The following is a 26,088-nucleotide window of genomic DNA, read 5'->3' as shown; positions in this document are numbered from 1 at the left end:
TTGGTCTTTTTCGCTCCTGTTCTTCGTCAGATAGCCCGCTATCTTCCTCATCACAGAAGCGAAAATGCCTCAAAAACTCATCCCAAATCATCGCACGATAAATTCAAAACAGCTTCTAAGTACGCCCACAAAAAGGAAAAGTTGAAAGTAAAAGAACTTTTTTCCTGATAAATATTTGGATATTACACGCAAACACTTTACATTTGCAAACGAAAGAAAAAAACAAGAGAACAAATATGAGAAATTACACAACACATCGCCACCATCATTACCTGACGTAAATATACGGTAGGCTGAAGGTCGTGTAATTTGATTATTATAAGATAAAAAAGGCTTGCCGTAAATACGGTAAGCCTTTTTGCTTTTTGAAACAACTAAAAAACAGAAATAACATGCTAAGAATTGCCGTACAATCCAAAGGTCGTTTATTCGACGACACCATGGCTCTGCTTTCCGAAGCAGACATTAAAATCTCTACATCGAAACGGACATTGCTCACCCAAGCCAGCAATTTCCCAGTCGAAGTTTTATTCCTGCGCGATGATGACATTCCGCAAACCATAGCCAGCGGAGTGGCAGACATAGGCATTGTAGGCGAAAACGAATTTGTAGAACGCAACGAAAAAGCAGACATCATCTATCGTCTCGGATTCAGTAAATGCCGTCTCTCACTAGCCATACACAAAGAAGAAAATTATCAAGGGCTATCGTGGTTTAACGGCAAGAAAATTGCCACTTCGTACCCGGGGATACTACGCAACTTCCTCGAACGCAACGGTATCCAGGCAGACATCCACGTTATAACCGGCTCTGTAGAGATAGCTCCAGGTATCGGACTGGCAGATGCCATCTTCGATATTGTCAGTTCCGGCTCCACACTTATCAGCAACAACCTGAAAGAAGTGGAAGTAGTAATGAAAAGCGAAGCCGTACTAATCGGTTATCCCGGACTCTCGCCCGAAAAGAAAACCATTCTTGACGAACTTCTCTTCCGCATCGAAGCCGTAAAAGCAGCTGAAGACAAAAAATATGTACTGATGAATGCCCCTACCGACAAACTGCAGGAAATCATCGAAGTATTACCTGGAGTGAAAAGCCCCACCATCATGCCGCTGGCTACAGAAGGATGGAGCAGTGTACATACAGTACTCGACCAAAAATGCTTTTGGGAAATTATCGGTAAGCTGAAAGCGCTAGGCGCACAAGGCATACTGGTTATCCCGATAGAAAAAATGATATTATAAAACGCCCTTCAAAACGAAGATATATTCATGCGAATCAGGAGTTAAACGTAGGTATATTCCATAGGAGTTATCACTTCGTTCAGGTGTTAAAGGCCAATAGTCCTGCTTCTGAAAACAGTGCAAGAGGTATTGGCATCTAGCTTCCAGCCCACCAAGTGGGCAATAACTCCATCTAACTCCCTTTTAACTCCTGACTGGCATGATTCATAAGCCATTTCAGTCAACTGCTGCAGTCCACGAAGATAACTGAAACGGCAAAGTAATATATCTTTAATTGAATATCCGCAATGAGCCAATGTAGGGGTGGGGGTCGCCCGCCCGTATGCGCCTGCGTGGATGTATTCGGGCAGGCAAACCCTGCCCCTACAAGTTAATCGGCAAGATGCGGACATTCATATATCTTTATTTTGCGCATCATTATTTTTAACAAACACTTAACTTCAAAACGCTTATGAACATCATACGTTATCCGGAACGTTCCGAATGGAAAGAGATACTGAAACGTTCGGCACTCCATACCGAAGACATACGCGATGCAGTAAACACCATCATCAATAAAGTACGCACCGAAGGAGACCGCGCCATCATCGCATACGAAGAACAATTCGACAAAGTAAAACTTGAATCGCTCGCCGTAGACGAAACCGAATTTAAAGAAGCAGAAAACATGATTGCACCCGAACTGAAAGAAGCCATCCGGCAAGCTTCAGCCAACATCCGTACCTTTCATGCAGCCCAACGTTTCGAAAGCAAAAAAATAGAAACCACACCGGGCGTGACCTGCTGGCAAAAAGCTGTAGCCATTGAAAAAGTAGGACTATATGTACCAGGCGGTACAGCCCCCCTCTTCTCTACCGTACTGATGCTTGCCATCCCCGCCCAAATAGCCGGCTGCAAGGAAATCGTACTCTGCTCCCCTCCCGGACAAAAAGGGAAAATACACCCAGCCATCCTTTACGCAGCACGCATGGCTGGTGTAAAAAAAGTATTCAAAGCGGGAGGCGTACAAGCCATAGCAGCCATGGCTTACGGTACAGAAAGCATTCCCAAAGTATACAAGATATTCGGTCCGGGAAATCAATACGTAACCGTAGCCAAACAACAGGTGTCCCTGCGTGAGGTAGCCATCGATATGCCTGCAGGTCCATCGGAAGTAGCCGTACTTGCCGACGGAACTGCCAGCCCGGTATATGTTGCTTCCGATCTGCTGTCTCAAGCCGAACACGGTGCCGATAGCCAAGCCATCCTCATCACCACATCGGAACAGTTGCTGGAAAAGACAAAAGCAGAAGTAGAGCGCCAGCTCGCCACGCTTCCCCGCAAAGCATTGACCGAACTTTCGCTCCGTTCCAGCAAACTGATTCTGGTAAAAGACCTGGCAGAAGCCATTGACATGGTAAACGAATACGCTCCCGAACACCTGATTATCGAGACCCAAAATTACAGAGATGTGGCAGAACAGATAGTCAATGCCGGCTCGGTATTCATGGGGCCGTATGCTCCGGAAAGTGCCGGCGACTATGCGTCAGGTACCAACCATACCTTACCTACCAACGGCTATGCCAAGGCATATAGCGGAGTCAGCCTGGATAGCTTTATCCGTAAAATCACCTTCCAGGAAATCACGAAAGAAGGAATACGGCGCTTAGGACCTGCCATCCAAATACTGGCAGCCAATGAACAGCTGGATGCACATAAAAATGCCGTTACCGTACGGCTCGACTGAATAAACCTGAAAACAAACCGTAAAACCGTGAACGAATGAAACCATTACAAGAACTGACACGCCCCAATATATGGGCACTGAAACCTTACTCTTCTGCCCGTGATGAATACAGCGGAAAAAGCGCTTCGGTATTTCTCGATGCCAACGAAAATCCTTATAACATACCCAACAACCGTTACCCTGACCCGTTGCAACGGGAACTGAAAGGACTGATTTCCCCTGTGAAAAAAGTAGCTCCCGAACAAATCTTCCTGGGCAATGGAAGCGATGAAGCTATTGATTTGGCATTCCGTGCCTTCTGCAGGCCGGGCATAGACAATGTAGTTGCCATACACCCTACGTATGGCATGTACCAGGTATGTGCAGACATCAATGATGTAGAATACCGGAAAGTACTGCTGGATGAGAAGTTCCAGTTCAAAGCAGCAGACTTGCTCAACGCTTCAGACAACAATACCAAGCTGATATTCCTCTGCTCGCCCAATAATCCGACCGGAAACAACCTCGACTCCAAGGAAATCATTACCTTGCTCAATGAATTCCAAGGCATTGTCATCGTAGACGAGGCATACGCCGACTTTTCCGACCAGCCGTCATTCACAGGTATCCTTGACGAATATCCCAATCTGATTATCCTGCAGACTTTCTCGAAAGCATGGGGGTGCGCTGCCATCCGGTTGGGAATGGCATTCGCCTCACCGGAAATCATCGGCATCTTTACGAAAATAAAATACCCTTACAACATCAACCGACTTACCCAGCAGGAGGCCATCAGCATGATGCAACGTCATTATGAGGTACAACGCTGGGTAAATTCGGTATTGGAAGAACGCACACGATTAATGAAAGCATTTGCACAACTGCCGTGCTGCAAACGTATATTCCCGACTGATGCCAACTTCTTCCTGACACGTGTAACCCATGCCAAAGCCATTTACGACTATCTGGTAGGACAAGGCATCATCGTACGGAACCGTTCGAATGTTACACTTTGCGAAGATTGCCTGCGCATTACCATCGGCACACGCCCGGAAAACGACAAGTTACTGGAAGCATTACGAAACTATAGCACATCTGATACGAAATGAAAAAGAAAGTCCTTTTTATAGACCGTGACGGAACACTCGTTATCGAACCACCTGTCGATTACCAGCTCGACGCTTTCGAAAAGCTGGAATTTTATCCTTATGTGTTCCGCAACCTGCATTTCATCCGGACAAGACTGGATTTTGAGTTTGTCATGGTAACTAATCAAGACGGATTGGGGACAAGTTCCTTTCCCGAAGAAACCTTCTGGCCCGTACATAACCTCATACTGAAAACTTTTGCCAATGAAGGCATTACCTTCGACCGCATCTGTATCGACCGCTCTTTCCCTGAAGAGAATGCCCCTACCCGAAAGCCCCGTACGGGTATGCTGACCGATTTTCTGGACAATGACACATACGACCTTGCCGGCAGTTTTGTAATAGGCGACCGTGTTACGGATGTAGAACTGGCAAAAAACCTAGGATGCCGGGCTATCTTATTACAACCGGATATGTCAATGATAAAAGAGGCTGACCTGAAAAAGACCTGTGTCCTTGCCACTACCGATTGGAACAAAATTGCAGAATTTCTTTTTGCCGGAGAACGTACTGCAGAAGTGCGTCGCACTACCAAGGAAACAGATATCCACATCTGCATGAATCTGGACGGGAATGGTACATGCCACATACAAACCGGATTAGGCTTCTTCAATCACATGCTGGAACAGATAGCCAAACACGGAGGAATCGACTTGGACATTGATGTAAAAGGAGATTTGGAGGTAGATGAGCATCACACCATCGAAGATACGGCAATAGCATTGGGCGAATGCTTAAACCAAGCCTTGGGGAACAAACGTGGTATCGAACGATACGGCTATTGCCTACCGATGGACGATTGTCTGTGCCGGGTAGCACTCGATTTCGGAGGACGCTCCTGGCTAGTATGGAATGCCTCGTTCCACCGGGAAAAGATAGGCGATATGCCTACCGAAATGTTCTTGCATTTTTTCAAGTCGTTAAGCGATGTCGCCCGGATGAACCTGAACATCTGTGCTGAAGGTGAAAATGAACACCATAAGATAGAAGGTATCTTCAAAGCTTTTGCCCGAAGCCTGAAAATGGCTATCCGCCGGGATATCTATCACTTCGAAATACCATCAAGCAAAGGAACATTGTAAATAATCCCCCATAAAACACGCCGAGGGTACATCTAAAACAGATGCACCCTCGGGTGTTTATTTTATATCAGATAAATTATATTATTTCAATAATTCAGCCAGCTTGGCAGCAATGTCTTCACCACGCAAGTCACGCGCAATGATATTTCCTTCCTGATCTACCAATACTGTAGCAGGGATAGCACGTACACCATACAATTTGGCACCCTCGCATTCCCAAGCTTTCAGGTCAGACATCTGCGGCCATGTAATATTCAAATCTTTAATCGCTTTCTTCCATGCTTCTGCATCACGGTCAAGAGATACACCTACGATACCAAAACCTTTGGCACTGTACTTTTTATAAGCAGCTACGACATTCGGCATTTCAGCACGACAAGGACCACACCAGCTTGCCCAAAAATCAATCAGTGTATATTTATTATTGCCAATGAAGTCAGACAATTTTACACTTTCTCCTTCCGGAGTATTCATGGTGAAATCTACAAACTTCTGACCTACAGCAGTCTTAGCCAAAGTAGCCAAGTGCTCTTTCAGCTGAGCGACACCTTCGTTATTGGCAGCAATAGAAGCAGGAATCTGATCTACCAACGGCTGGATACGTTCTGACGGGAACGAGCTTGAAAAACGAGTCAACAGCTGTACACCTGCCACATTGGTGATATTCGAAGAAATTGTATTATAAATAATTTCACGGCTTAAGCTATCTTTCACATTAAGCTGTTCTTCGGCTTCCTTACGTTGTTCTTCACTCAATGAATCATTTTGAGTCTGCTCATACAACGCACGCATTTCTTTATTGATTGCATAAAACTCTTCAATGAACTTCTGGTAAGCATCGTTACATACAGTACCTGATACCTTCGACAGTTCATTATTCAATTCCATCGTAATAGTTCCTGCTTCGAGGAATACCGGGGAACTCATACCTTTCGGAGCATAGGATACGATACGGCTTGCAGCAATCGTATCAGCATCTCCCTTGAACTGGAAAGCCCCACCTTTAACTACTGCAGAATCGAGGTTAATCATCTGTCCATCCACAAAATTCTGCAAATACACCATCTCACCATCAGCTACATCGGCAATTGTACCATTAATTGTGTAACCCGGTTTGTTCTGACAAGAAGCAAACGCCAACATACCGGCGGTTGCCATCCACAAAAATGTTTTCATATCTTATGATTATTATAAATTTTTTTTCGCTGAGCAAATATACGCTTTTTCTTTGACAAAACGAGACACGCCTCTTTTTTTTACATTTTTTAATTTCTCAAATATCATCACACTTCTCTTTTCAATCTTATCAGATTCTTTCTTTTTTGCCCGCTTTTGTTGTAAAAAGCCAGAAACCACATCATCTGTTGTCCCTGTCTCTTGCAGGCTTATTCCCCGAAAAGAACAACATGCCCAATGCACATACGGTATAACAGATGCGAAATGCTACAGGACTTATCCCTAACAAGGCATCAAGCCCTGTATAGTGTAAAGAGGCAAAAAACTGCACTACGAAAAACAATGTAATAAAATAGCCCGAAAAATAAACAAAGCCATACGACAGACCTCGTACCAAATCACGGTCGGTACGGTACATATCGATTGCAAAGCCATACACCATAGCCATCATCCCTACCATTACCGACAATAAACTGGTAAATCCCTCGGCCAATGGAGAGTTTCTTAACCCACCTGTTATACTTCGCACAACACCCCACGGTCCCCATGCCAATACAATACCGATAAACAAACATATGGCTCCCGCTACGATACTCCATCCCAATGCCCGCTTTTCTTTACGGGTACACTTTCCACGTTTCTGCAACAAGCGTAATCCAAGTGCCCCCAATCCTGAATGCATCCACAACCCTGCACCGAATGCCAGCACCAGCAAATGTCCCAGCAAAGGAGCATGCAGAAACCCAGGCACACTATTACGTAATTGCCAGCGGAAACCTTCGGCGCTGAGCAGGCTCTGTATGCCTTCCCAGCCGTAAATGCTTCCTACCCACGATAAAAACGCTGCCAGCAACGTAAGCAAGAAGAACACAGTAGCCGGATGCAAAAAATACCTATTCGTCATCAGGCTCCAGGTTATCAATATCCAAAATACGTAATTCGAAAGCACGGGTCACCAGTCGGCAGGCATTGACACCGGTACGCTCGTCAGGACGGAAGAGACGGCTTATCAAGTCATTCTGACGTTTCTCAATGGATTTTACCCCGAAAGGCATCCCTTTCAGATTCGTTATCATTTCTTTAGTATACCCCAATGCCAAGTGACGGAGCAAACGTTCGTCATACTCGTCAATATCATAATCAATCAAAGCTTCCTGCCTGCGTTGTTCGACAAGCACCGATTGTTTGAAACGTTCCACAATCTTCTCCAAAATAGGATAATTGAAAACCAATTTCTTACCTGCCATAACTGCGTCTACATCAGTAGCGGTCAGTAATTCACCGGTCTTCAATATGATGCCGTCGGCACCAGCGTTCAAGGCATCTACCCATAACCTTTCGTTCAGCACCTCTCCAGTGAATATCAGAACCTTCAGTTCTGGACGCTCCTTATGCAGACGGGCACAGATAGATACACCGATAGTGGTGGAGCCTCCCAGACCCAAGTCAAGCAAAACCAAATCCGGCGTCTGTTGATCAAGTAAATCCCAAAACTCAGCCTCAGTCATGGCAGTTCCAATCACTTCAGCATTCGGTATCTCATGACGGAAGATTTCTTCCGTACCTTTCAATTCTAATTTCACATCCTCAACAATAATGACTTTAAACTTTTCCATAATTATAATGTGATAATTTGATAATGTGCTAATGGGTTAATATCAATAGATTTTCTGTGTTATACCTTATTTGTTTTTTGCGGAATGGTAAACCATACCGTATATCCTCCTCCCTCTTCGGGACATGCATTGATACGACAGCCCCGCCTGCCCGCAAACTCATCGTGGTCACGTATAATCTGCTTGCACACCAGAAATTCGGTCCCGACCAGTTTATTACCACTTCCGGCATACATCCTCGAAAGTGAGGGATAAAACAAACCATTCAATTCTTCTTGCGTAAACGTGCGACGCCTGTCGGTAAAACAAAACCGGACAAATCCATTATCCAATTGTGCTGATACCGTAATCGTACCAGATTCCGGATAACGCAATACTTCATTTACCAGATTCTCGAACAGAAACTCCAACAGGACACTGTCGCCCGAGACCGCCAGTCCTTCAGGCATCTGAGTTTCCAGCATAAGCTGAAAAGGCAATTTACGGGTAACCTTCCGGAAATAGCGGTCCAGTCTTTCATTCAAGTATTCTACACGGACTTCAGCACGACGAAAAGTCACCTCATCCAATTGGCGGGCAGCACACGAACTGAGCAAGGTAAAAATATCCTTATAATAATTTACCAGCTCATCCACAGTCTGCAACTGCTCTTGTTCTTCCGTTTCCGGAAGCACATCCTTTTCATTCAACCGGTCGATTATCTGCTTGATGCGGTTGGGATAATAAATAGTCTCGTGCTTGATAGTAGACAAGCAGTTGTCGAGCACCATATTCTGTACGTGAAGCATATTTTCCTCGTGAGACACCCTGCGGGCATCATCCTGAGCTAATTCAATGTCGGTATATTTTTCGCGCACCCGCACCACTGCATTATACAATACGGCCGCCAGATAATCTACCACCAGCTCTACCAACAACACATCTTCCTCGTTCAGCCTTTGCTGCATGACCTGCAGCGCAAACACTCCCATATGATGGATTTCACCACCCACTTCTACCCGAAGCGGCAAAGCCATCCATCCCGATGCTTCACCATACACCACAGCCTGCTTGTCGAAACACCGCTGCATCAATGTGCGTGCCTCATCAGCATCGGTATGAAAAGAGAAATACCAACGCAATGCAGCCGTTTCTTCATCGAAAAGCGCCAGTCCCAAAGCTGAAACAGGGAAAAGTTCATTCAACTCATCAATCAGCCTGGAAAACAATACCTCAGACATAATTTCACCGTCTCCATTAAGCCGGATCGATGAAACAATCCCCTGGTTTATGACAAACACTTGCTCCATATTGTAACGATAATGCACCCTCTTCCGCCAGTACAGCAAATAATACCCCACCAGACAAGCGACAACAAGCAATACCAACAATACCAAAGCAATGATTTTATTATTGGCAGACTGACGCATCTGCACACAATACTGCTCCAGCGAACGGTCTTTGCTGATTTGCTTGTATAGCGAAGTATAAGCCAGGTTATTATAATAATAAGTAGGAAAATCTTTCACAGCCAAAGCGGCTACAGCTGACTCGTTGCGCACATCCAGCAAAATGTAATAATCGGTATCAAAATCCTTCTCCAGCCAGCTTTGCTCTGCCAGCACGTTATCATTGCGATACAGCTGCAACAACGGAGCATCGCATCCCGAATAGCACAAATAATGCATATTGAGGTAACGGAGCACACTGTCCGCATAAACCAATGCATCGGCATAACAACCTTCCACATTACACTCGTAAACCTGATTGGCATAATCATTTGCTATTGCCAGCAGACTATCGTACGAAGCCACCCGGCCAGGAGCCTGGACCTCATCAGAAACATGCCTGCCGCAACTGGTTCCGGCACATGCCACCAATACGATCCCTATGAGACACAATGCCCGTTTCACCCCTTTGGGCAAACGAAAATAAAAGCGGCTTCCCTTGCCTGGTGTGCTTTCGATGGCAAAACAGCACACGCTAAACAAGGCATTGGTCTTCCGGTATTTTTCAATAATGCCTTTACAATTCATCAATCCGAATCCGTGCCCTTTCTGGCTGCGCAATGATTGCACATCACCCGCCGTAGCCAGTCCGATATGACCCGAATCGTAAACCTTCTCACCCAAAATACAGTTCACATCTTCTGCCGTCAATCCAGGTCCGTTGTCCGAAACCGATATTTCCACATACGCATCAGTTTCATCCGCCCTCAGTTCCACATGCCCTCCTTCAGGCGTATATTTACGCGCATTTTCGGCCAGCGTATTAATCATGAACAGAGTCAGGGCACGATCAGCCTTTACCACGGCACTGGTAGAACAAATATCCAGGGTCTGCCGTTTCATTTCAAACGACCGCCTGCCCTTCCCTATCATTTCGAACAATTCATTCAAGGAGAAACTCTCGATGTTCAAGCTGACTATCCCTTGGCGCATCTTAATCCAAAGGGCAAGAATATCATTGTACTCGTTGATACGAGTTATCAATTCATCAATATAAACATATTTCCCCCTCTTTACTGCCTCCTGACGGGCATAGGGAGCCAGCCTCAACTTACGCACTTCATTGGCCACACGGTCGATATAAGGTAAAATGCCGGTCACGATAGCCAGACAAGCTTTCTTCACCACATTTTCCTTCTTGTTTTCTGTCAGATGTTGCTGGTGGATATATTGCTCTTTCTCCACCTTGCGGCGCTCGTCATCAAGCGAAACCAGATTAGCCCCATTGACCAATGTCCATGCCAGGTAAGGCGAGACCAATTGCAACAAAGCTTTTTCTTCCTTATGCAAGGGATGCTTCAAAGCCATCCAGACACATCCGATAACCCTTTCGTCCTCGGAAGAAATCAAATCGAAACGAAAACCTGTTGTTCCCTCTGGCAACAGAAACGGCAATGTATCGGACAATACCCCCGTATCTTCATCCTTCAGGCAAATCTGTATGTCCACGGCACCGAATATATGGAGGAAATCTTCCCGTACAGTCTGTTGAACCGCATCGACTACCTCTTTCATGTCTCCTGCCGAAGCCGGTACGGCCGATATGATTTTCCGGCACAATTCAAACACCTGTTTCAAGACAGACAGATACAGCCGGTTCCGTTTTTTCCAACGCCGGTTCAACATGACAAACAAACCTATCAGCATTCCCAGTCCAAACAATACCAGAAAGAGCAATGCATTGAGCTGTTTCGCTTCACGCTCTAAAGCAGCATAACGGCTTTCCAGTAACTTATCCTGCCGGGTATAGTCCAGCAAGTCCAAGTAAATGTTCCGGTTATAGTCGGATTGCTGCTTCATCCCCATTGCCGAATACGTACGGCTCAGCTGTTCGCGCAAACGCAGAATCCACTCCGGAACGGTCTTAATGCCCTCATCAGCTATCCATTTCAATTCAATGGGACGTCCACTGCCTGGAATATACGTGCGGAGGCGGTCAAAGGTATCGGTACAATGATAAAACCTTTCATGATGCAAGTTAACATATTGCAAAGCTGTATCCAGATTGGGCAAAGCCTTCTCAGGACAACCCATATAATTATAATAGGTAGCCAAAGTGCGGTAAGTCCCCGAAATCTGATACCAGTCACCGTATTGCTTGAACAAATCCAAAGCCTGACGCGCATACGCAAGCGGAAGGCTGTCAAGAGGCAGGTCGCGGTCGTTTACCAGACGTAACATATCCCGGCTGTTGCGAGACAATATCTCACGGTTCCGCCGGAAATTCAACAATTCGGCCAATGCCTGCAACGCGTTTGCCTCAAAATAAACATAACCTCTCGCTCGGCTAGTCATCAGACAATTGACCAAATACCCCAACTCTCCCGCAAGCAACTTCTCGCGTGTAGGAGCTTCATACATACCGCCTGACCCCCGCATATAAACATAATACAACCATTGCGCCGTATCTTTCCGGATAGCATCCACATCTATAGCATCTATAGCCTGCAAAGATGCCTCTTGCTGCTGAAGGTAATAAAAGTAAATACCTGAAACGATATAAAACTCGGATATGGCATAGTTCAGACGAAGCCTGGTATGTGCGTCGGTAATCTGCTTCTCGTCTTCACGGATGCGTTTCATCCTGCGAAGTGCACTGCTCCGGTAATCATAAAACTCTTTATTCATAGCCGTGCGCTGGCAAATCTTCATCATTCCCACATCAGCTATCAGGAACTCGATTTCATTATCACCTTCTCCAAGCGCCTGACGGTACAGCCGGGAAGCATGTTCGAAATCCATCCGCATAAAAGCACAGAAAGCCTCACTATTCAATGCCTCGGCACGCAAGTCAGAATTGCCAGCCGCCAGCCGAAACGCTTCCCGTGCAGCCTGCGCCGATGCATCCAGGTCGCGGTAACGCATGGCATAAGCCGTCCGGTTCAGCGAATCCGCCCGCAAATAAGCATCCGTTCGTCCCGTGTGCCTGCCACATGACAGGCATACCCCTAAAAACACCATCCATAACCAAACCGCACCGTGTAATGTCCGCATAATCCCTCCCTGCATGACAATGAAAAAAGAGGTCATACCATCAGGTACATAAAAACCAAATGGTACAACCTCTTAGCTCCAGTCGAAAGAATTGTTATTTTTTAGATTCCTCTAAAGATACTTTTCTAAATTCTTTCAATGCCTTTTCCAATTCCAACGAAGCTTTGCGAGCACGCGTACCTGCAGCCTTATTTCCTTTTGAAGCCTGCAATTCGGCATCTGCAATCAAAACTTCATTCAATTCTTTGATTTTTGCAATTAATTCGTTCATAGCTTTTTCTATTTTGACCTTAAACATTTTCAAAGTAAATATAAATAACCCAATGTATAGCAGTTCGCTCCTTCTTTTTTACATTATTTAGTATTTCCGGTTCCATTCTATTGCAACCAAGTTGCAAAAACACAAATTGAATACAAAATCCGGACTTTCAAGTATTGGCTAACCTAAAGATTACGTTTACCTTTGCAGCAACATAAAATAACAAGAATCATGTCACATCAACACGTACACGAACACAACCATACGCTGACATCGCTCAACTCGATATTCATCGTATGCATCGTCATCAATCTGCTCTTTGTCGTCATCGAAGCCGGTGCAGGCTTCATCTTCAATTCACTGGGACTGCTGTCCGATGCCGGACACAACCTGAGCGATGTGTTCAGCCTGCTGCTGTCACTTTTCGCTTTCCGCATGTCAAAACACCGCAGCACCGAACATTTTACTTATGGGTACAAAAAAAGTACGGTGCTAGTATCACTGCTCAACGCCATCATCCTGCTGATTGCCGTAGGCGCCATTATTATCGAAAGCATTTACAAGCTGAAAACTCCCGAACACGTATCAGGCGCAGCTGTATCATGGACGGCAGGCATCGGCATCATTGTAAACGGCGTAACAGCTTGGCTCCTGATGAAAAACCAGAAGCACGACCTAAATGTGCGGGGAGCTTTCCTTCACATGGCAATGGACACCTTGGTTTCAGTAGGCGTGGTCATATCCGGCATCATCATCATGTTGACCGGATTTGTACTCATTGATACCTTCATCAGTTTAGCCATCGCCCTCTTGATACTGGTTTCTACCTGGAAATTATTGAAAGAAAGTCTTTTCCTTTCCTTAGACGCCGTACCCGAAAGCATTGACCTGCAAGAAGTGAGGAAACACATCGCCGAAGTACCTGGCGTGGAAAGCTTCCACCATTTCCACGTATGGGCGATGAGCACTACCGAAAATGCAGCCACCATCCACATCGTGTTAAAAGACCTGACCCAAATGGAAACCGTAAAACATGCTGTAAAAGAAGAACTGTGCGAACATGGCATTCAGCACAGCACCGTAGAATGCGAATCTCCCGGAAGCCATTGCAACGATTCGTGCTGCTGCCGGTAAACATACATTATGACTGATGATAATTCTCTTAGGGATTACCCACTATTTATAATGAATAGTACTGATCCGTATTGTAGGGGAGTATCGCATACGTCCTGAAAACATCCACGTGGATTAGTTGGCGCATTCGGGCGTATGCAATACGCCCCTACATGGGATGTTTGCGGAATTCAAATAAATTTAACGAAGTATTATGATTAGTTTATATAATGCGAATCAGGAGTTAAACGTAGTTATACTTCACAGGAGTTATCACTTCGTTCAGGAGTTAAAGGCCAATAGCCTTGCTTCTGAAACCGGCGCAAAAAGGTAGTGGCATCTGACTCCCAGCCCGCCAAGTGGGCGATAACTTCCTATAACTCCCTTTTAACTCCTAATTGGCATTTATATAATGAAAATTCACCACAGAGTATTACAGGTAAATCTCATTTTGCAGTGAAAGTTTCTGTGTCCTCTGTGGTAAAATGATGTAGAATTATAATTCTTCTATTTCTTCATGTGTAAGCCCCGTACATTGGATTATGTTTTTTACGGAAAGTCCCATTTCTTTCATCCTTTTAGCAACTTCTTTTGCTTTCATTTTCTCTCCTTCAGCTCTTCCTTTAGCTTTTCCTTCTTTGAATCCTTCTGTATGTCCTTCGTCCCAGCCTGTCTTAATAACACTGCGTTGGTAGCGCAGGGCTTCCATATCCCGGTAATAGGCACGCTTTTCTGCATCGGGTAGCGTGTCGATACGAAGCCGTTCTCTTGCTTCCGGGAGTCCTTTTGCAGTAGCTTCTTTATCTATTTCTCCGGTTTTGAGAAATTTAATCCATTCATCAAGAGGAGTCTTTGCTACTTTATCGAAATCATTTACGCGCAACACATAATATTCAGGAAAGATATCTCCTGCATCTTTACCTATAAATAATTCTTGTTGGCGGACGGATAATTTTAGAAAGTTGTCTGAATCGTGTAAACCACGGAAGATTATTTCCCCATGATATGCATAGTCCTTGCTTTTAATCATGCTGAAATAAACAATATTGATGGAATAGATTTTGCATATCTTGTTATAGTCTGTTTCCTCATCAGTGTATCGCGATAGGATGTCAGAAGCCCCATAAAGCATTTGGTGATAATAATATAGTTCGCGATAGTTTTGGATTTTAATGACAAGCAGCCTCCCTTTGCTGTCTTCTACCAAGATATCGGCGCGGTTGAATTTGTCTGTTTCATCTGTTTGGTTTGATTCACTTTCCAAAAAGCGGGAGATGCGCAAATCTTCTTCCAATAAAGTTGACAAGAATCCTTCAAGCACGACATAATTGCTTTTGTCGCGCAATAACCTTTTCATCGCCCAGTCGAAACGTATAAAATTATCTTTCATATTCAGATGTTTATGGCTTGATGCAAAGATAGGAATTAATTTTATTTAGGACAAAAACAGTTTGGATTTTCTGCTTGGGAGAGACCGCATGAAAAATAAAAAAACCTTGTATTGCCCTATCGTCCTCCCGACGACAGATTGCAATGCAAGGTTTTGACTTATTAGAAATATCAAAAATGAATGTTCATTTAGTATCCGGCGTTCTGTTCCCAGTTGGTGTTGGCATTAAGTACATCAAGACTCAACGGCCATAAGCGGTATCTTGGATCATTGGCGTTCGGATTAAAGTCGTTTTTGAACCCCCAGTCGCGTTCGAAATCACCAAAGCGGATTAGGTCATTACGGCGCCAGTGTTCATCCAGAAATTCGCGACCACGTTCGTCCAGGATGTCTTGCAGGCTGGGATCACCAACGATTTGAGGAGCATTGACATACGCACGGATTTGATTAAACAAGCTCATCGGTGTATCACCGTTGGTCGCTGTTCCGCCACGTACGATGGCTTCGCATTTCATCAGCAGCACATCCGCATAACGGAATACAGGTACGTCGTTGCTTTGGTTACGGCTATAGGTGTTATAATCTGTAGCATTCGGGAAGAACTTGATGGAGCGATATCCTTGTGTCCATCCGGTCATGTCGTTACCCACATTGAGATCTCCATCCGGGACGATAGGAGGATCAGCTGTTGGGTCAGACTTTAAGGTAATGGATTTGGTGAAAGTCACATCCACTCCTCCATATGTATTGCGAACATCAGTCGGTTCGCCGGTAGCATTGTTGTATTGGTAAACATCAAAAGTTTCCATATCAATGTTCTCACCTACATTACCGGCTATGACATCGTTACGGCGGTCACCTGGAAGGTTGAATAGTTCTACAAATTCCGGTGTCAACGTCATATTACCTCCTAATGAATTAGTAAGAGGAATGCTATAGAATCCGTTTTCACTTTGTCCACGGCGCCATGTGCGGAAACGGGCGTATGTCATTCCTTGTGCTGTAGAGGCATCGAACGGCATCACATAAATGAAATCTTTTATCTGATAGCCGTTATTATACATAAACTTGGTTTTGTAGTCATCGCTTAAATCAAAGTATCCGGAAGCGATGATACGGTCGCAGGCAGCAATACAATCGTTTAACTTTTCATTAGTGGCGTTTGGATCCCAGCTTGAACTGGTTACGTCCTGTGTATAAACATTCCAGTTGATATATAATTTGGCAAGTAATGCATCTACCATCCAGCGAGTCGGTTTACCGTAGGTAGAAGCATCGACGTTTTCATAACAATTGTCACGTACGGCAAGCAGTTCCGATTCAATCCAACGGGCTACATCAGCACGCGGAGAACGGTCTATGCGTTCATCATCTGCCAGCAGATGGTCGAGAATAGGCGTGTCTCCCCAGTGCTCCATCATCATAAATGTGTAAAAAGCACGAGCTGCACGTACAGGAGCTACTTCAGGGACATCCTCGCCTCCCAAATCAAAAATGACCCGGTTGCAATTGGTGATACCCGTCTGCAAATCGTTGTACACATTCAATTGGTTTGCCGAATTAGTCGGGTCAATCATATGTAACGAGAAGTTTGCCATGTCACGACCGTTCAAGTAGTCACTATCGAAACTGACCGCGGTGTATTCATCCGAATTACAGGATACGCCTTCATCATAACGGCGTCCGATAGCTGCACGAAATGCATAGAAAGCATTGTTCATAGTGGCTTCTATGGCAATCTCCGAGTCAGGCAGTTCTGTATATTGGGATTTGATGTCTACGTCAAGGTCGGTACACCCAACGCTTGTCAGTGCCAATAAGGCACCCGAAAAAAATATATGTTTTGTTTTCATAAAAGTCTTTTTTTGTTAATTTAGAAATTTACGTTTATTCCTACAAGGAACGTGCGGGTACGCGGATAGTTGGTATTTCTCCAGTCCATACCGGGAGTCAATCCGCCAAGGTTTACTTCTGGGTCGACACCGCTATAACCGGTGATAGTAAAGACGTTGTTGCACGTAGCATACAGACGCAGGTTGTTCACCCAGTTGCCAATCTTGCCGAAGTTGTAACCCAGTGTCAATGTAGACAAACGAAGGTACGAACCGTTTTCCAAATAACGATCAGAAGGAGCTTGTGCCCGTGAATCATGTGGATTTTGTTCGGTTGCGACTTCTGCCAGTACATTTTTCCCAGCAGCCACCAGACCCACTTGGCTGTAATAGCAACGGGTAGAATTGAAAATCTTGTTCCCTGCTACCCCCTGGAAGAATGCGGTCAGTGTCCAGTTTTTCCATGTCAAGTCATTGTTCCATCCGTAGGTGATTTTAGGTTGTGCTGAACCAGCCATACGACGATCGCTATCATCAGGTGCATCTGTTACACCTACCAGATTTCCGTTTTCGTCATAGTCATTAAATATAGAACCACCGTTTTCATCATATCCTGCCCATTCCCACAAGTAGAATTGTCCGATAGGTGCACCCTCCATGATGCGTTGTACATTAGTGCTGGAATAACCACCTACGTCCGGATTCGCTTGGTCAATGTAGTTCACCGAGTAGGTTTCGTTAGAAAGCTTTTCTACTACGTTCTTGTTGTGCGAAAGGTTGAGGGTAGTACTCCATGTAAAGTCTTTAGTTTGTACCGGTACTGCATTCAAGGTTATTTCAATACCTTTGTTGCTGATATCGCCTACATTGGCAGTCATTACACCGTATGAATAGCGGTTGGTAGAAACCGGATAGTCGTAAATCAAGTCACTGGTTTTCTTGCTGTAGTACTCGATGGTACCGGTCAGGCGGTTGTTGAAAAAACCAAAGTCCAGACCTACATTAAACATACCGGTGCTTTCCCATTTCAAATCAGGGTTCGAGTTACGGGTTGCCCCTAAGATGCGGTAATCGGATTCAGTACCGTTGGCATCTACATAAGTAAACCATCCGGTGTGTCCGTATACCTGACGGGCATAGAAGGCATCGAAACCTAATGAGTTACCGCTCACACCATAACCGATACGGAATTTCAAGTCATCGAATATGTCTTGGTCTTTCATGAAGTCTTCTTCTATGATGCGCCATGCGGCAGATACCGAAGGAAACGTACCCCAACGATTGTTAACACCGAAAGCCGAAGAACCGTCTCGGCGTACAGTAGCTTGCAGCAAGTATTTGCTTTTATAACTGTAGTTGGCACGTCCGTAGAATGAAATCATACGCAGGGTGGCAAGATTGTTGCTGATAACATCGTTGATGTCAATGTTGTTTGCCATGCCCATGTTGTAATAACCCAGGTCATCACTGTAGAAGTTATATACTCTCAGTCCGAAACCATCGTTGTTGTCAGACTGTTCCCATGAGTATCCTAACATTACGCCCACCTTGTGTGCGTCGTTGAATGTATGGTTCCAGTTCAGATAAGTTTCCATCTGTTTGCGGATGTTTTCTACCGTGCTACGGTCTGCTTGTCCGTTTCGGGCTGCTACGCTGGGCAATTGAGTCTTGCTGCTGTTGTAATTGCTGTAGATATACTGTTGGTTTTGATAAGAGAGATTTAAATTCCAGTCCAGACCGTCTATGATATGGAAAGTGGCTTTGGCCACACCTTGCAGCAATTTTTCTTTAGTATCGTAACGGTCTTCATTGACCATCGACATCGGGTTGTAGTTTTGTGAAATGGATGTATTACTGTACCAAGAGTCATCGGCATTCTTAACAGGAACCAATGGGCTGTAATAATACATGGCATCCAGAACACTTTGTCCTTGTGAGCCGGTAGGACCGGTAGAACTGTTACGGATGCTGGCATTCAGACTCAGCGAGATGTCCAACCGGTTGTTGAATGCTTTGGTTTGCAGGAAAGAACGTGCGGTCAGGCGGTCCATGTTAGTACCTCTTACTACGCCTTGGCGTTCGAGAAAGTTGAGAGAAGCATTATAACTGGTTTTTTCATTACCCCCGTTGATAGACACATTATGGTTGTGGCTGAATCCGGTACGAAGCACTTCATCTTGCCAGTTGGTATTGGCTGGGTTACTTGCATCATAATAAGCCGAAATATCTATGTCGTTTGCATTGGCATATGTCAGCAGTTCGTTGGCATCCATCATATCTACGGTTTTCATCGTCTTGTCCCATGCTACATATCCGCTGTAACTTACGTTGGTACGTCCATCCTTATTGCCTTTCTTGGTGGTGACGATGATTACGCCGTTGGCAGCTTTCGAACCATAGATGGCGGTAGCCGAAGCGTCACGCAAGACATCAATGCTTTCAATGTCTTCTGGAGCTACCAATGAAAGGCTTACACCGGGCACACCGTCTATAACGTAATAAGGTTCCATTGCCTCGCCTGTACGAAGTGTAGAGGCGCCACGCAAAGAGATAGAAGCCGAACCGTTCGGGTCGCTGGTGTTGGCGATAGTCAGACCGGGTACTTTTCCTTGCAGCAATTGTGCCGGAGTGGTGTAGACACCCACATTCAGGTCTTCAGCCTTTACGGTTGTGATGGAGCTGGTCACGTCTTTGCGTTCCATTGAACCATAACCGATGACTACCACTTCGTCCAGCAACTGGCTGTCTTCGTTCATCGTAACATTGATGACGTTTGATTCTACTTTCACTTCTTGTGTCTGATATCCGATGTAAGAGAATACCAGTGTCTTTCCTTTTTCTACTTTAACTGAATATTTACCATCAATGTCGGTAACATTGCCATTTGTAGTACCTTTTTCTACTACACTTACCCCAATCAGCGGCATACCGGATTTATCGGTAACTGTTCCGGTTACTGCACTTTGGGCAAATGCATACGTACTTACCAATAAGAAAACAGCCAAGGAGAAGAGTTTCCTCAGCGCATGTTTGTTTGTAATAAGTTTGCTTTGCATAAGTTGTTTGTTTATTAGGGTTTAAATTCGTTGCAAAAGTAAAATAGCGGTTTTGCAGGGGTGTTTCACCGACATTTCATTTGTGTGTTAAACTTGTTACAAACTTGTTAAACCGGGAGGATGGAAAGGTGTTGAATTAATCCAAGAATAATGTTATGGGCATCATAATCAAATTCCAAAAGCCATTAAAATAATTGGTATTTCTGATTGGATTGGATTATATTATCAATCCAGGCATCATCCTTTTATGGTTTCCATATCAAAACCGTACGTTCTCCAATTGAAAACCGTACGTTCTCGATATGTAAACCGTACGGTTTTGATATGGAGAACATAAAAAGAAGACAGCTTGAAACAGATACTGAACCTTTCAATCATACATTGACCCGTATCTGCCAAGCAAACTTATCGGAGAAATTAAGAAGCTGTTTTGAATTTCTCCAAAAAGTTTTTCTTGGCTTGATGTATCTGTTTTCGTGTGTGCTTTGGGTGATTTTTTGGTCCTTTTCGCTCCTGTTCTTCGTCAGATAGCCCGCTATCTTCCTCATCACAGAAGCGAAAATGCCTCAAAAACTCATCCCAAATCATCGCACGATAAATTCAAAACAGCTTCTAAAACAGTTTTTTATAGAAAAATTGGTTTGTGAAAATGGAATGGAACACAGAGGCACAAATTGCCCATTGTCAATTCTTCTGTGTCTCTGTGTTCAATGGAACGAATCATGCGGAATTTCAGTATTTCATTTTGGATTGACTATAAATAATTCTAAAATAGGGAAAACCCTACCGCGAAATAGGGAAATCCTACTTGCAGGATACAAGATTCTCGCTAATTTTGTATTGCAGAAATAGGCAGGTTCCGGCAGATTATGGTAAACAATAAATTTTTAATAGGTATGAAGATGAAGATAAGATTAGGCGTTTCGTTGCTGATAGCTTGCTTGCCGTGGCTGGCTATGGCACAGAATGACGACCTTTATTTTGTTCCGAAGAAAGAAAAGAAGGCGGAAACGAAAACCGAGGTACGTCAGGTGACGAGGCAGACAACAACGACTACAACTACAACGGCATCGGTTTCTCCGGGCACAACAGTGGTGGTAAAGGACGTGACGGGGAAAACGCGTGACATTGATGAATACAACCGCCGGTATACATCGAGAGAGAATACGTTCAGCATGCAGAACGATACCCTATACATAGAAGAGAAACCTTACGGAGAACGGGGTGAATGGGTGAACGGCTTCGAAGGTTCGCAGGACGATTACGAATACGCCATGCGTATCGTCCGTTTCCGTAGTCCGGCGTATGCCATTCCTATCAGCAGCCCCTTGTATTGGGATGTTGTGTATGGTGCTTTTCCATCGTGGGACTGGAACGTATACGACGATGGATTGTATGCTTACGTGTTCCCCACCTATTCCAATCCGTTGTGGTGGGACTGGCGCTGGAACTGGAGTATAGCCGGTCCGCGTTGGGGATGGTACTCGCCATGGCATTATGGCGGGTGGTATTCTTCGTATTGGTATGGCGGTTACTGGGGCGGTTGGTATGCCGGCTATTGGGGACCGTGGCATCATCCGCATCCGTATTGGGGAGGCAGCGGATGGCATCGTCCGGGACATACAGATTACAGGTACACGCGTTATGAAGGCTATTCCGGTTCTCGCCGGAGCCGTATAGTAAGCGGCACGCAATCTACGAGAAGACGTGTTGTCAATGGCTCCTCATCAGGAGCACGCCGGTATACGAATGGTAGGGTAGTCCGTCCAAGTACAGGAGGAGAAGGTGTATCTGTCCGTCCTTCAGTTCAGTCGTTTGGAAACCGGAACAACGGGGTAGGAAATGTCCGTCCTTCACGCGGTAATAGCAGTTACGTACGTCCGAGCAGTACGATAGACCGGACCGGCTCGTCTTATAACCGTCCAAGCAGTACACGACGTACATACAATCAGGTTTATAATCGTAACGTGAATAATTCGAATAAAACCCGCAGCTATAATTCGAACCGTAACAGTTTCTCAAGTGGAGGAAGCGGATTCAATCGGGGTTCAATGGGAGGCGGAAGCACACGTACACGTAGTACAGGTGGAGGCGGTGGTTCACGTAGAAGATAAATTAGTTAAACTACAGATATGAAAAAGATAAGCATGATAGCCTTACTGCTTGGCTGTATGTCGGCAGTGATGGCTCAAAATCAATATGATGTAGTCCGTTATATGGACGATGATTTAAATGGGACAGCTCGTTTTGTCGGCATGGGAGGTGCGATGAGTGCGTTAGGAGCGGATATCTCGACCATTGGAACCAATCCTGCAGGTATTGGACTATTTCGGGGAAATGATGTTACGGTCTCATTTGGCATGAACAATAATCAGGCAAAATCGGATATGGGTGGTTCGGTTGCCAATGAGAAACGTACGAAAGCTTCGTTCGACCAGGCAGGACTGGTGTGGAGCACGAAAATAGGCAACAAGACCAATATCCGTTATTTGAATTTTGCATTTAATTATCACAAGCGTGCTAACTTTAATCGCCAGTTCTCAACATCGGGACAATACGCCAATGGTGCTTCACTTACGTGGCAAATGGCGGATATGTTGCTGAACGCAGGTTATTATAATACGGAGGTAGATTTTGCGGAGTTGTATGATGCCGAAAATCCATACATCGACGAGTATTTTTACGGTACTCCTTTTTTGGGCGCATTAGGTGCACGCACTCATTTGGTTTCTCCCATCCTTCAATCATCTGAATCGGGTGATCGGATAGTAGGTATGGAAGGTTGGAAGGCGTTAAGTAATCAATATTACAGTCGTGAGGAAGGAAGCGTCAACGAGTATGATATCAATATGGCTGTCAATGTGCAGGACCGTTATTATTTTGGTGTGACATTAGGTATATATACCCTCGATTATAATCGTTATTCATCGTATGGTGAAACATTGTCGGGCAATGGCAGTTATACTTTAAACAACTTTTATAGTGCAGACGGTTCGGGTATTGATTTGAAATTGGGAGCAATTGTCCGTCCGTTTGCTTATTCGCCGTTCCGTATAGGTTTGGCGATTCATACCCCGATATGGTACTCGATAACCGAACGTTATACGGCTAATTTAACTTCTAACCTGCCGGGGTTTGGAGAAATGACTGAAAATTTAGCTGATTATCTTCATCCTCAGTATGTCCGTGATTTTCGTCTGACCACTCCTTGGCGTTTCAATGTCAGTATGGGAACGGTAGTAGGGGGCATCATGGCGTTGGATGCAGAATACGAATATGCCAAATATTCTTCTGCCAAGTTGTCTGAAACGGACGGTAGTGAATACATTAACGGAACGGCAGCTGTAAATGAGTCGTTAAAAGGTGTTCATACATTTCGTGTCGGTATGGAAACAAAAGTATCATCAACGTTCAGCGTGCGTGCCGGTTATAATTTCCGTTCGGCATTGATATACGATGATTCGTATAAAAATATCGCAGATACTGACGAGACGCGTACGAATCCGGAATATATGAATACGAAGTCATTGCAGGCCGTAACGGTAGGTCTGGGCTATCGGGGTAAGCTGTTCTATGCCGACTTGGCTTATAAGTACGATTTTTATAAGGCCGACTTTTATGCGTTTGATTTGGAGGAAGGTCTTCCTGCCGTCAAAGTAAACAATGACCGTCATCAGCTGTTGTTCACGTTAGGTGTGCATTTTTAAGAATGTCTTAGAACCTGTTTAAATTTTCCAATAAAGTAATATTCTATCAGGTTCTGAACGCTGAAAAGATTTTAACCGGAAGACACAGAAATACAAAGTTTTATGGTGAATATCAAATATTTTTGTATCTCTGTGTCTTTTTGTTGATTCTTATATTGGTACGAAGTCGTTTTTAGATGATTTACCTGTTGAGTGTCACGCGTCTGATGGTTCCGTCTTCATTGAACTCAAGCCGGTCGATGCAGACTTCGCGGTGCACGCCCGGACCTTTGTCTTTATCCAGATAATTCTTGTTGATGCGGTGGTAGACGATGTACCATTCATCGGTACCTGGTTTGCGTACGACAGAGTTATGCGCCGGTCCGTAGATTTCTTTTGCCGGGTCTTGAATGGTTACGATAGGGTCCTTGGCTACCTTTATCGGACCGAGAGGCGAATCGGAGGTGCCGTATGCCACATGATAGTTGGGCGAGCCGGTATCGTCTACCGACCATAAGAAGTAATAGGTACCTTTCCGGTAGAATACATACGGGGCTTCGCGATAGGCATAGTCTTTCAGGGTTCCGCCTTTGGGAGTCAACACCTTGATGGTTTCTTTCTTTACCGATACCATATCGCTGTTCAGTTCGGCTCCTGCCATGTAACCGTTGCCCCAATATATATAAGGTGTACCAGTCATTGGGTCGGTAAATACATCCACATCAATTTGCTGCCCGTGTCCGGCAGGAGAATCGGTGATGATGGGTTGTCCCATGTCCTTAAACGGACCTGTGGGCGAGTCGGCTATGGCTACACCGATTTGTTTGCGCGAATTGTCGTTGGGGTTGCCGCTATAATAGAAGAAGTATTTGTATTTTCCGTCTATCAGTTTTTCTTCAATGGCGGGTGCCCATGCATTGCCGTTTGCCCAAGGAACTTGTGGAGAGCGCAGGTCGAGGATTACGCCTTCATAAGTCCAGTCTTTCAGGTCGGGAGAAGAGAATGCCGTGAAATACCAGCCTCCCCACCCGGGTTGACCGTCGGTAGTGGAATAAATGTAATATTTATCGGTTTTCTTTGAATAGAGCACTTCGGGGTCGGCATGAAAACCGGGCAATACCGGATTCTGAGGCAATTCGCCCAGTTCCTCCGGCTTTCCCCATTTATCTGTAATGCGTTTCAGTTCAGCACGCGTAATGGGAATAACCGTTCCGTGACGCGGATGGAAGTCCATCTTTACTGCATGGTCAATCACTTTAAAGTGTTTCAGGTCGGTGGTTTCCGTAAATTGGTAAGCTCCTTTCATGTACACGTCATACATCAGGATGTATTTGTCCTGTCCTATCAGCTTGAATGTGCCTGCACCTTCTACCGCTTCTTTGGTCTGTTGTTTGTAGTCGGGGCTTTCTTTCCATTCCCCTGATGTAAGCGAGCGGGTAGTGGCTACTTTGATGCCGTTTCCATGTCCTTCTGTTTTATAGAACAGATGGTACACTCCGTCTTTATAAACAATATCCCCGTCAATGCACGATTTCTTGTCGGCAGGGATAAATAAAGGTTTCGGTTCACCGGTCAGGTCGGTGAAGTCCTCGTTGGCGTATGCGTAATAGATAACGTCCGGTCCGCCTTCGTATTGCATGGACCAGTAAAGCATATACTTGCCTGCTTCTTTATCGAAGATGGTCTGAGGCGCCCATACACGTTTCAGTTTTTCCTGTCCTTTATAGCGCTTCTGCATGTTGATGATGGAGTGCGACCAGTTGACAAGGTCGGTAGATTTCAGCATCACCAGGGCGCGGTTCGAATCCCATCCGTTATCCGACACCATATCGGTCACGACCATGTAGAAAGTCTTTCCGTCTTCGCACCGCAGGATATGCGGGTCGCGTACACCTCCGGTCGAACTGATGACTTTCGAGTCGAGCACCGGCTTGTTGCCGTTCAGTGCATAAAAAGAATACCCGTCCATACTGACGGCAAAACATACCGCTTCTTCACTGATGTGGTTTCCGGTGAAATACGTGAAGAGATAGCCTACATAGTCTTTTTCTTCTGTCTGGGATGCCCGCGATACTGAAATTGTCAGCAGAAACAACGCGAGCAAGGCAAGCATACGTGTCTTGTAATTCATGGTTAATTGTTTTTGGTTAATAGTATTTGTTTGGATTATTCTTTTAACAAAGATAGGGCTTTCTGCATTACGATGTATGCGAGAAAGTGTTTTTGACCGGTTTATGCCCCTAATTTGACTGATTATTTTCTCTTTCGGCTATCCATTTTTTCCTATCTTTGTGCAGACA

At 44.9% G+C, this 26,088-nt stretch carries 17 protein-coding genes; 7 read left to right on the top strand and 10 right to left on the bottom strand.

Annotated features, from left to right (window positions below):
- The first annotated feature begins 392 nt into the window (after window positions 1-392).
- From hisG to hisB, 4 genes are all read left to right on the top strand, one after another.
- Window positions 393-1,244: an ATP phosphoribosyltransferase gene (gene hisG, locus B5F25_RS02400; protein ID WP_087211149.1), complete on the top strand. Its 852-nt coding sequence runs from the start codon at window positions 393-395 to the stop codon at window positions 1,242-1,244.
- A gap of 451 nt (window positions 1,245-1,695) precedes the next feature.
- A complete protein-coding gene (gene hisD, locus B5F25_RS02395) occupies window positions 1,696-2,970 on the top strand; it encodes a histidinol dehydrogenase (protein ID WP_087211152.1) in 1,275 nt (424 codons plus the stop codon).
- Between the two features lie 35 nt (window positions 2,971-3,005).
- Window positions 3,006-4,058 (top strand): histidinol-phosphate transaminase, encoded by a 1,053-nt coding sequence (gene hisC, locus B5F25_RS02390; protein ID WP_022041194.1) that lies wholly within the window; start codon window positions 3,006-3,008, stop codon window positions 4,056-4,058.
- Window positions 4,055-5,179 (top strand): bifunctional histidinol-phosphatase/imidazoleglycerol-phosphate dehydratase HisB, encoded by a 1,125-nt coding sequence (hisB, locus tag B5F25_RS02385; protein WP_087247351.1) that lies wholly within the window; start codon window positions 4,055-4,057, stop codon window positions 5,177-5,179. The genes hisC and hisB overlap by 4 nt, the downstream gene beginning before the upstream one ends.
- Before the next feature lie 81 nt (window positions 5,180-5,260).
- On the opposite strand, the gene B5F25_RS02380 is transcribed toward hisB, so the two are convergent.
- The 5 genes from B5F25_RS02380 to B5F25_RS02360 all read right to left on the bottom strand — a co-directional run bounded on the left by B5F25_RS02380 (window position 5,261) and on the right by B5F25_RS02360 (window position 12,723).
- On the bottom strand, window positions 5,261-6,355 hold the full coding sequence (locus tag B5F25_RS02380) for a TlpA disulfide reductase family protein (RefSeq protein WP_087247349.1): 1,095 nt from the start codon (window positions 6,353-6,355) through the stop codon (window positions 5,261-5,263).
- Between the two features lie 181 nt (window positions 6,356-6,536).
- Window positions 6,537-7,259: an AbgT family transporter gene (locus tag B5F25_RS02375; protein ID WP_022041191.1), complete on the bottom strand. Its 723-nt coding sequence runs from the start codon at window positions 7,257-7,259 to the stop codon at window positions 6,537-6,539.
- Window positions 7,249-7,971, bottom strand: a complete 723-nt coding sequence (locus B5F25_RS02370; protein ID WP_087247347.1) for a DUF5932 domain-containing protein — start codon at window positions 7,969-7,971, stop codon at window positions 7,249-7,251. The genes B5F25_RS02375 and B5F25_RS02370 overlap by 11 nt, the downstream gene beginning before the upstream one ends.
- A 59-nt stretch (window positions 7,972-8,030) precedes the next feature.
- Window positions 8,031-12,488, bottom strand: coding sequence for a DUF5113 domain-containing protein (locus B5F25_RS02365; RefSeq protein ID WP_241148340.1), 4,458 nt, complete (start codon window positions 12,486-12,488; stop codon window positions 8,031-8,033).
- Window positions 12,489-12,546: 58 nt separating this feature from the next.
- A complete protein-coding gene (locus B5F25_RS02360; protein ID WP_022041188.1) occupies window positions 12,547-12,723 on the bottom strand; it encodes a hypothetical protein in 177 nt (58 codons plus the stop codon).
- A 219-nt stretch (window positions 12,724-12,942) separates the two neighbouring features.
- Here B5F25_RS02360 and B5F25_RS02355 point away from each other — a divergent pair, with 219 nt between their 5' ends.
- Entirely contained in the window at window positions 12,943-13,845 is a 903-nt protein-coding gene (locus B5F25_RS02355) for a cation diffusion facilitator family transporter (protein ID WP_022041187.1), read from the top strand.
- A 475-nt stretch (window positions 13,846-14,320) separates the two neighbouring features.
- On the opposite strand, the gene B5F25_RS02350 is transcribed toward B5F25_RS02355, so the two are convergent.
- From B5F25_RS02350 to B5F25_RS21500, 4 genes are all read right to left on the bottom strand, one after another.
- Complete coding sequence (locus B5F25_RS02350) at window positions 14,321-15,214, bottom strand: Rpn family recombination-promoting nuclease/putative transposase (protein ID WP_087247345.1); 894 nt, start codon at window positions 15,212-15,214, stop codon at window positions 14,321-14,323.
- Window positions 15,215-15,402: 188 nt separating this feature from the next.
- Window positions 15,403-17,067 (bottom strand): RagB/SusD family nutrient uptake outer membrane protein, encoded by a 1,665-nt coding sequence (locus B5F25_RS02345; protein WP_087247343.1) that lies wholly within the window; start codon window positions 17,065-17,067, stop codon window positions 15,403-15,405.
- 20 nt (window positions 17,068-17,087) lie between these two features.
- A complete protein-coding gene (locus tag B5F25_RS02340; RefSeq protein ID WP_087247341.1) occupies window positions 17,088-20,102 on the bottom strand; it encodes a TonB-dependent receptor in 3,015 nt (1,004 codons plus the stop codon).
- Window positions 20,103-20,519: 417 nt separating this feature from the next.
- On the bottom strand, window positions 20,520-20,690 hold the full coding sequence (locus B5F25_RS21500; protein ID WP_158098095.1) for a hypothetical protein: 171 nt from the start codon (window positions 20,688-20,690) through the stop codon (window positions 20,520-20,522).
- Between the two features lie 314 nt (window positions 20,691-21,004).
- On the opposite strand from B5F25_RS21500, the gene B5F25_RS02335 reads away from it, so the two are divergent.
- Together B5F25_RS02335 and B5F25_RS02330 are read left to right on the top strand one after the other, a co-directional pair.
- Window positions 21,005-22,216, top strand: a complete 1,212-nt coding sequence (locus tag B5F25_RS02335) for a hypothetical protein (protein ID WP_087247363.1) — start codon at window positions 21,005-21,007, stop codon at window positions 22,214-22,216.
- 18 nt (window positions 22,217-22,234) lie between these two features.
- Complete coding sequence (locus tag B5F25_RS02330; RefSeq protein WP_087213051.1) at window positions 22,235-23,809, top strand: hypothetical protein; 1,575 nt, start codon at window positions 22,235-22,237, stop codon at window positions 23,807-23,809.
- 181 nt (window positions 23,810-23,990) lie between these two features.
- On the opposite strand, the gene B5F25_RS02325 is transcribed toward B5F25_RS02330, so the two are convergent.
- Window positions 23,991-25,919 carry a family 43 glycosylhydrolase gene (locus tag B5F25_RS02325; RefSeq protein WP_140406843.1) on the bottom strand — a complete coding sequence of 643 codons (1,929 nt, stop codon included), beginning with the start codon at window positions 25,917-25,919 and terminating at the stop codon, window positions 23,991-23,993.
- Window positions 25,920-26,088 lie beyond the last annotated feature (169 nt).

The sequence above is a fragment of the Bacteroides sp. An19 genome (genome assembly GCF_002160215.1).
GTDB classification, from domain to species: domain Bacteria; phylum Bacteroidota; class Bacteroidia; order Bacteroidales; family Bacteroidaceae; genus Phocaeicola; species Phocaeicola intestinalis.
The sequence above is the reverse complement of the archived record's forward strand: the minus strand, read 5'-3'. Positions and strand labels throughout refer to the sequence as shown.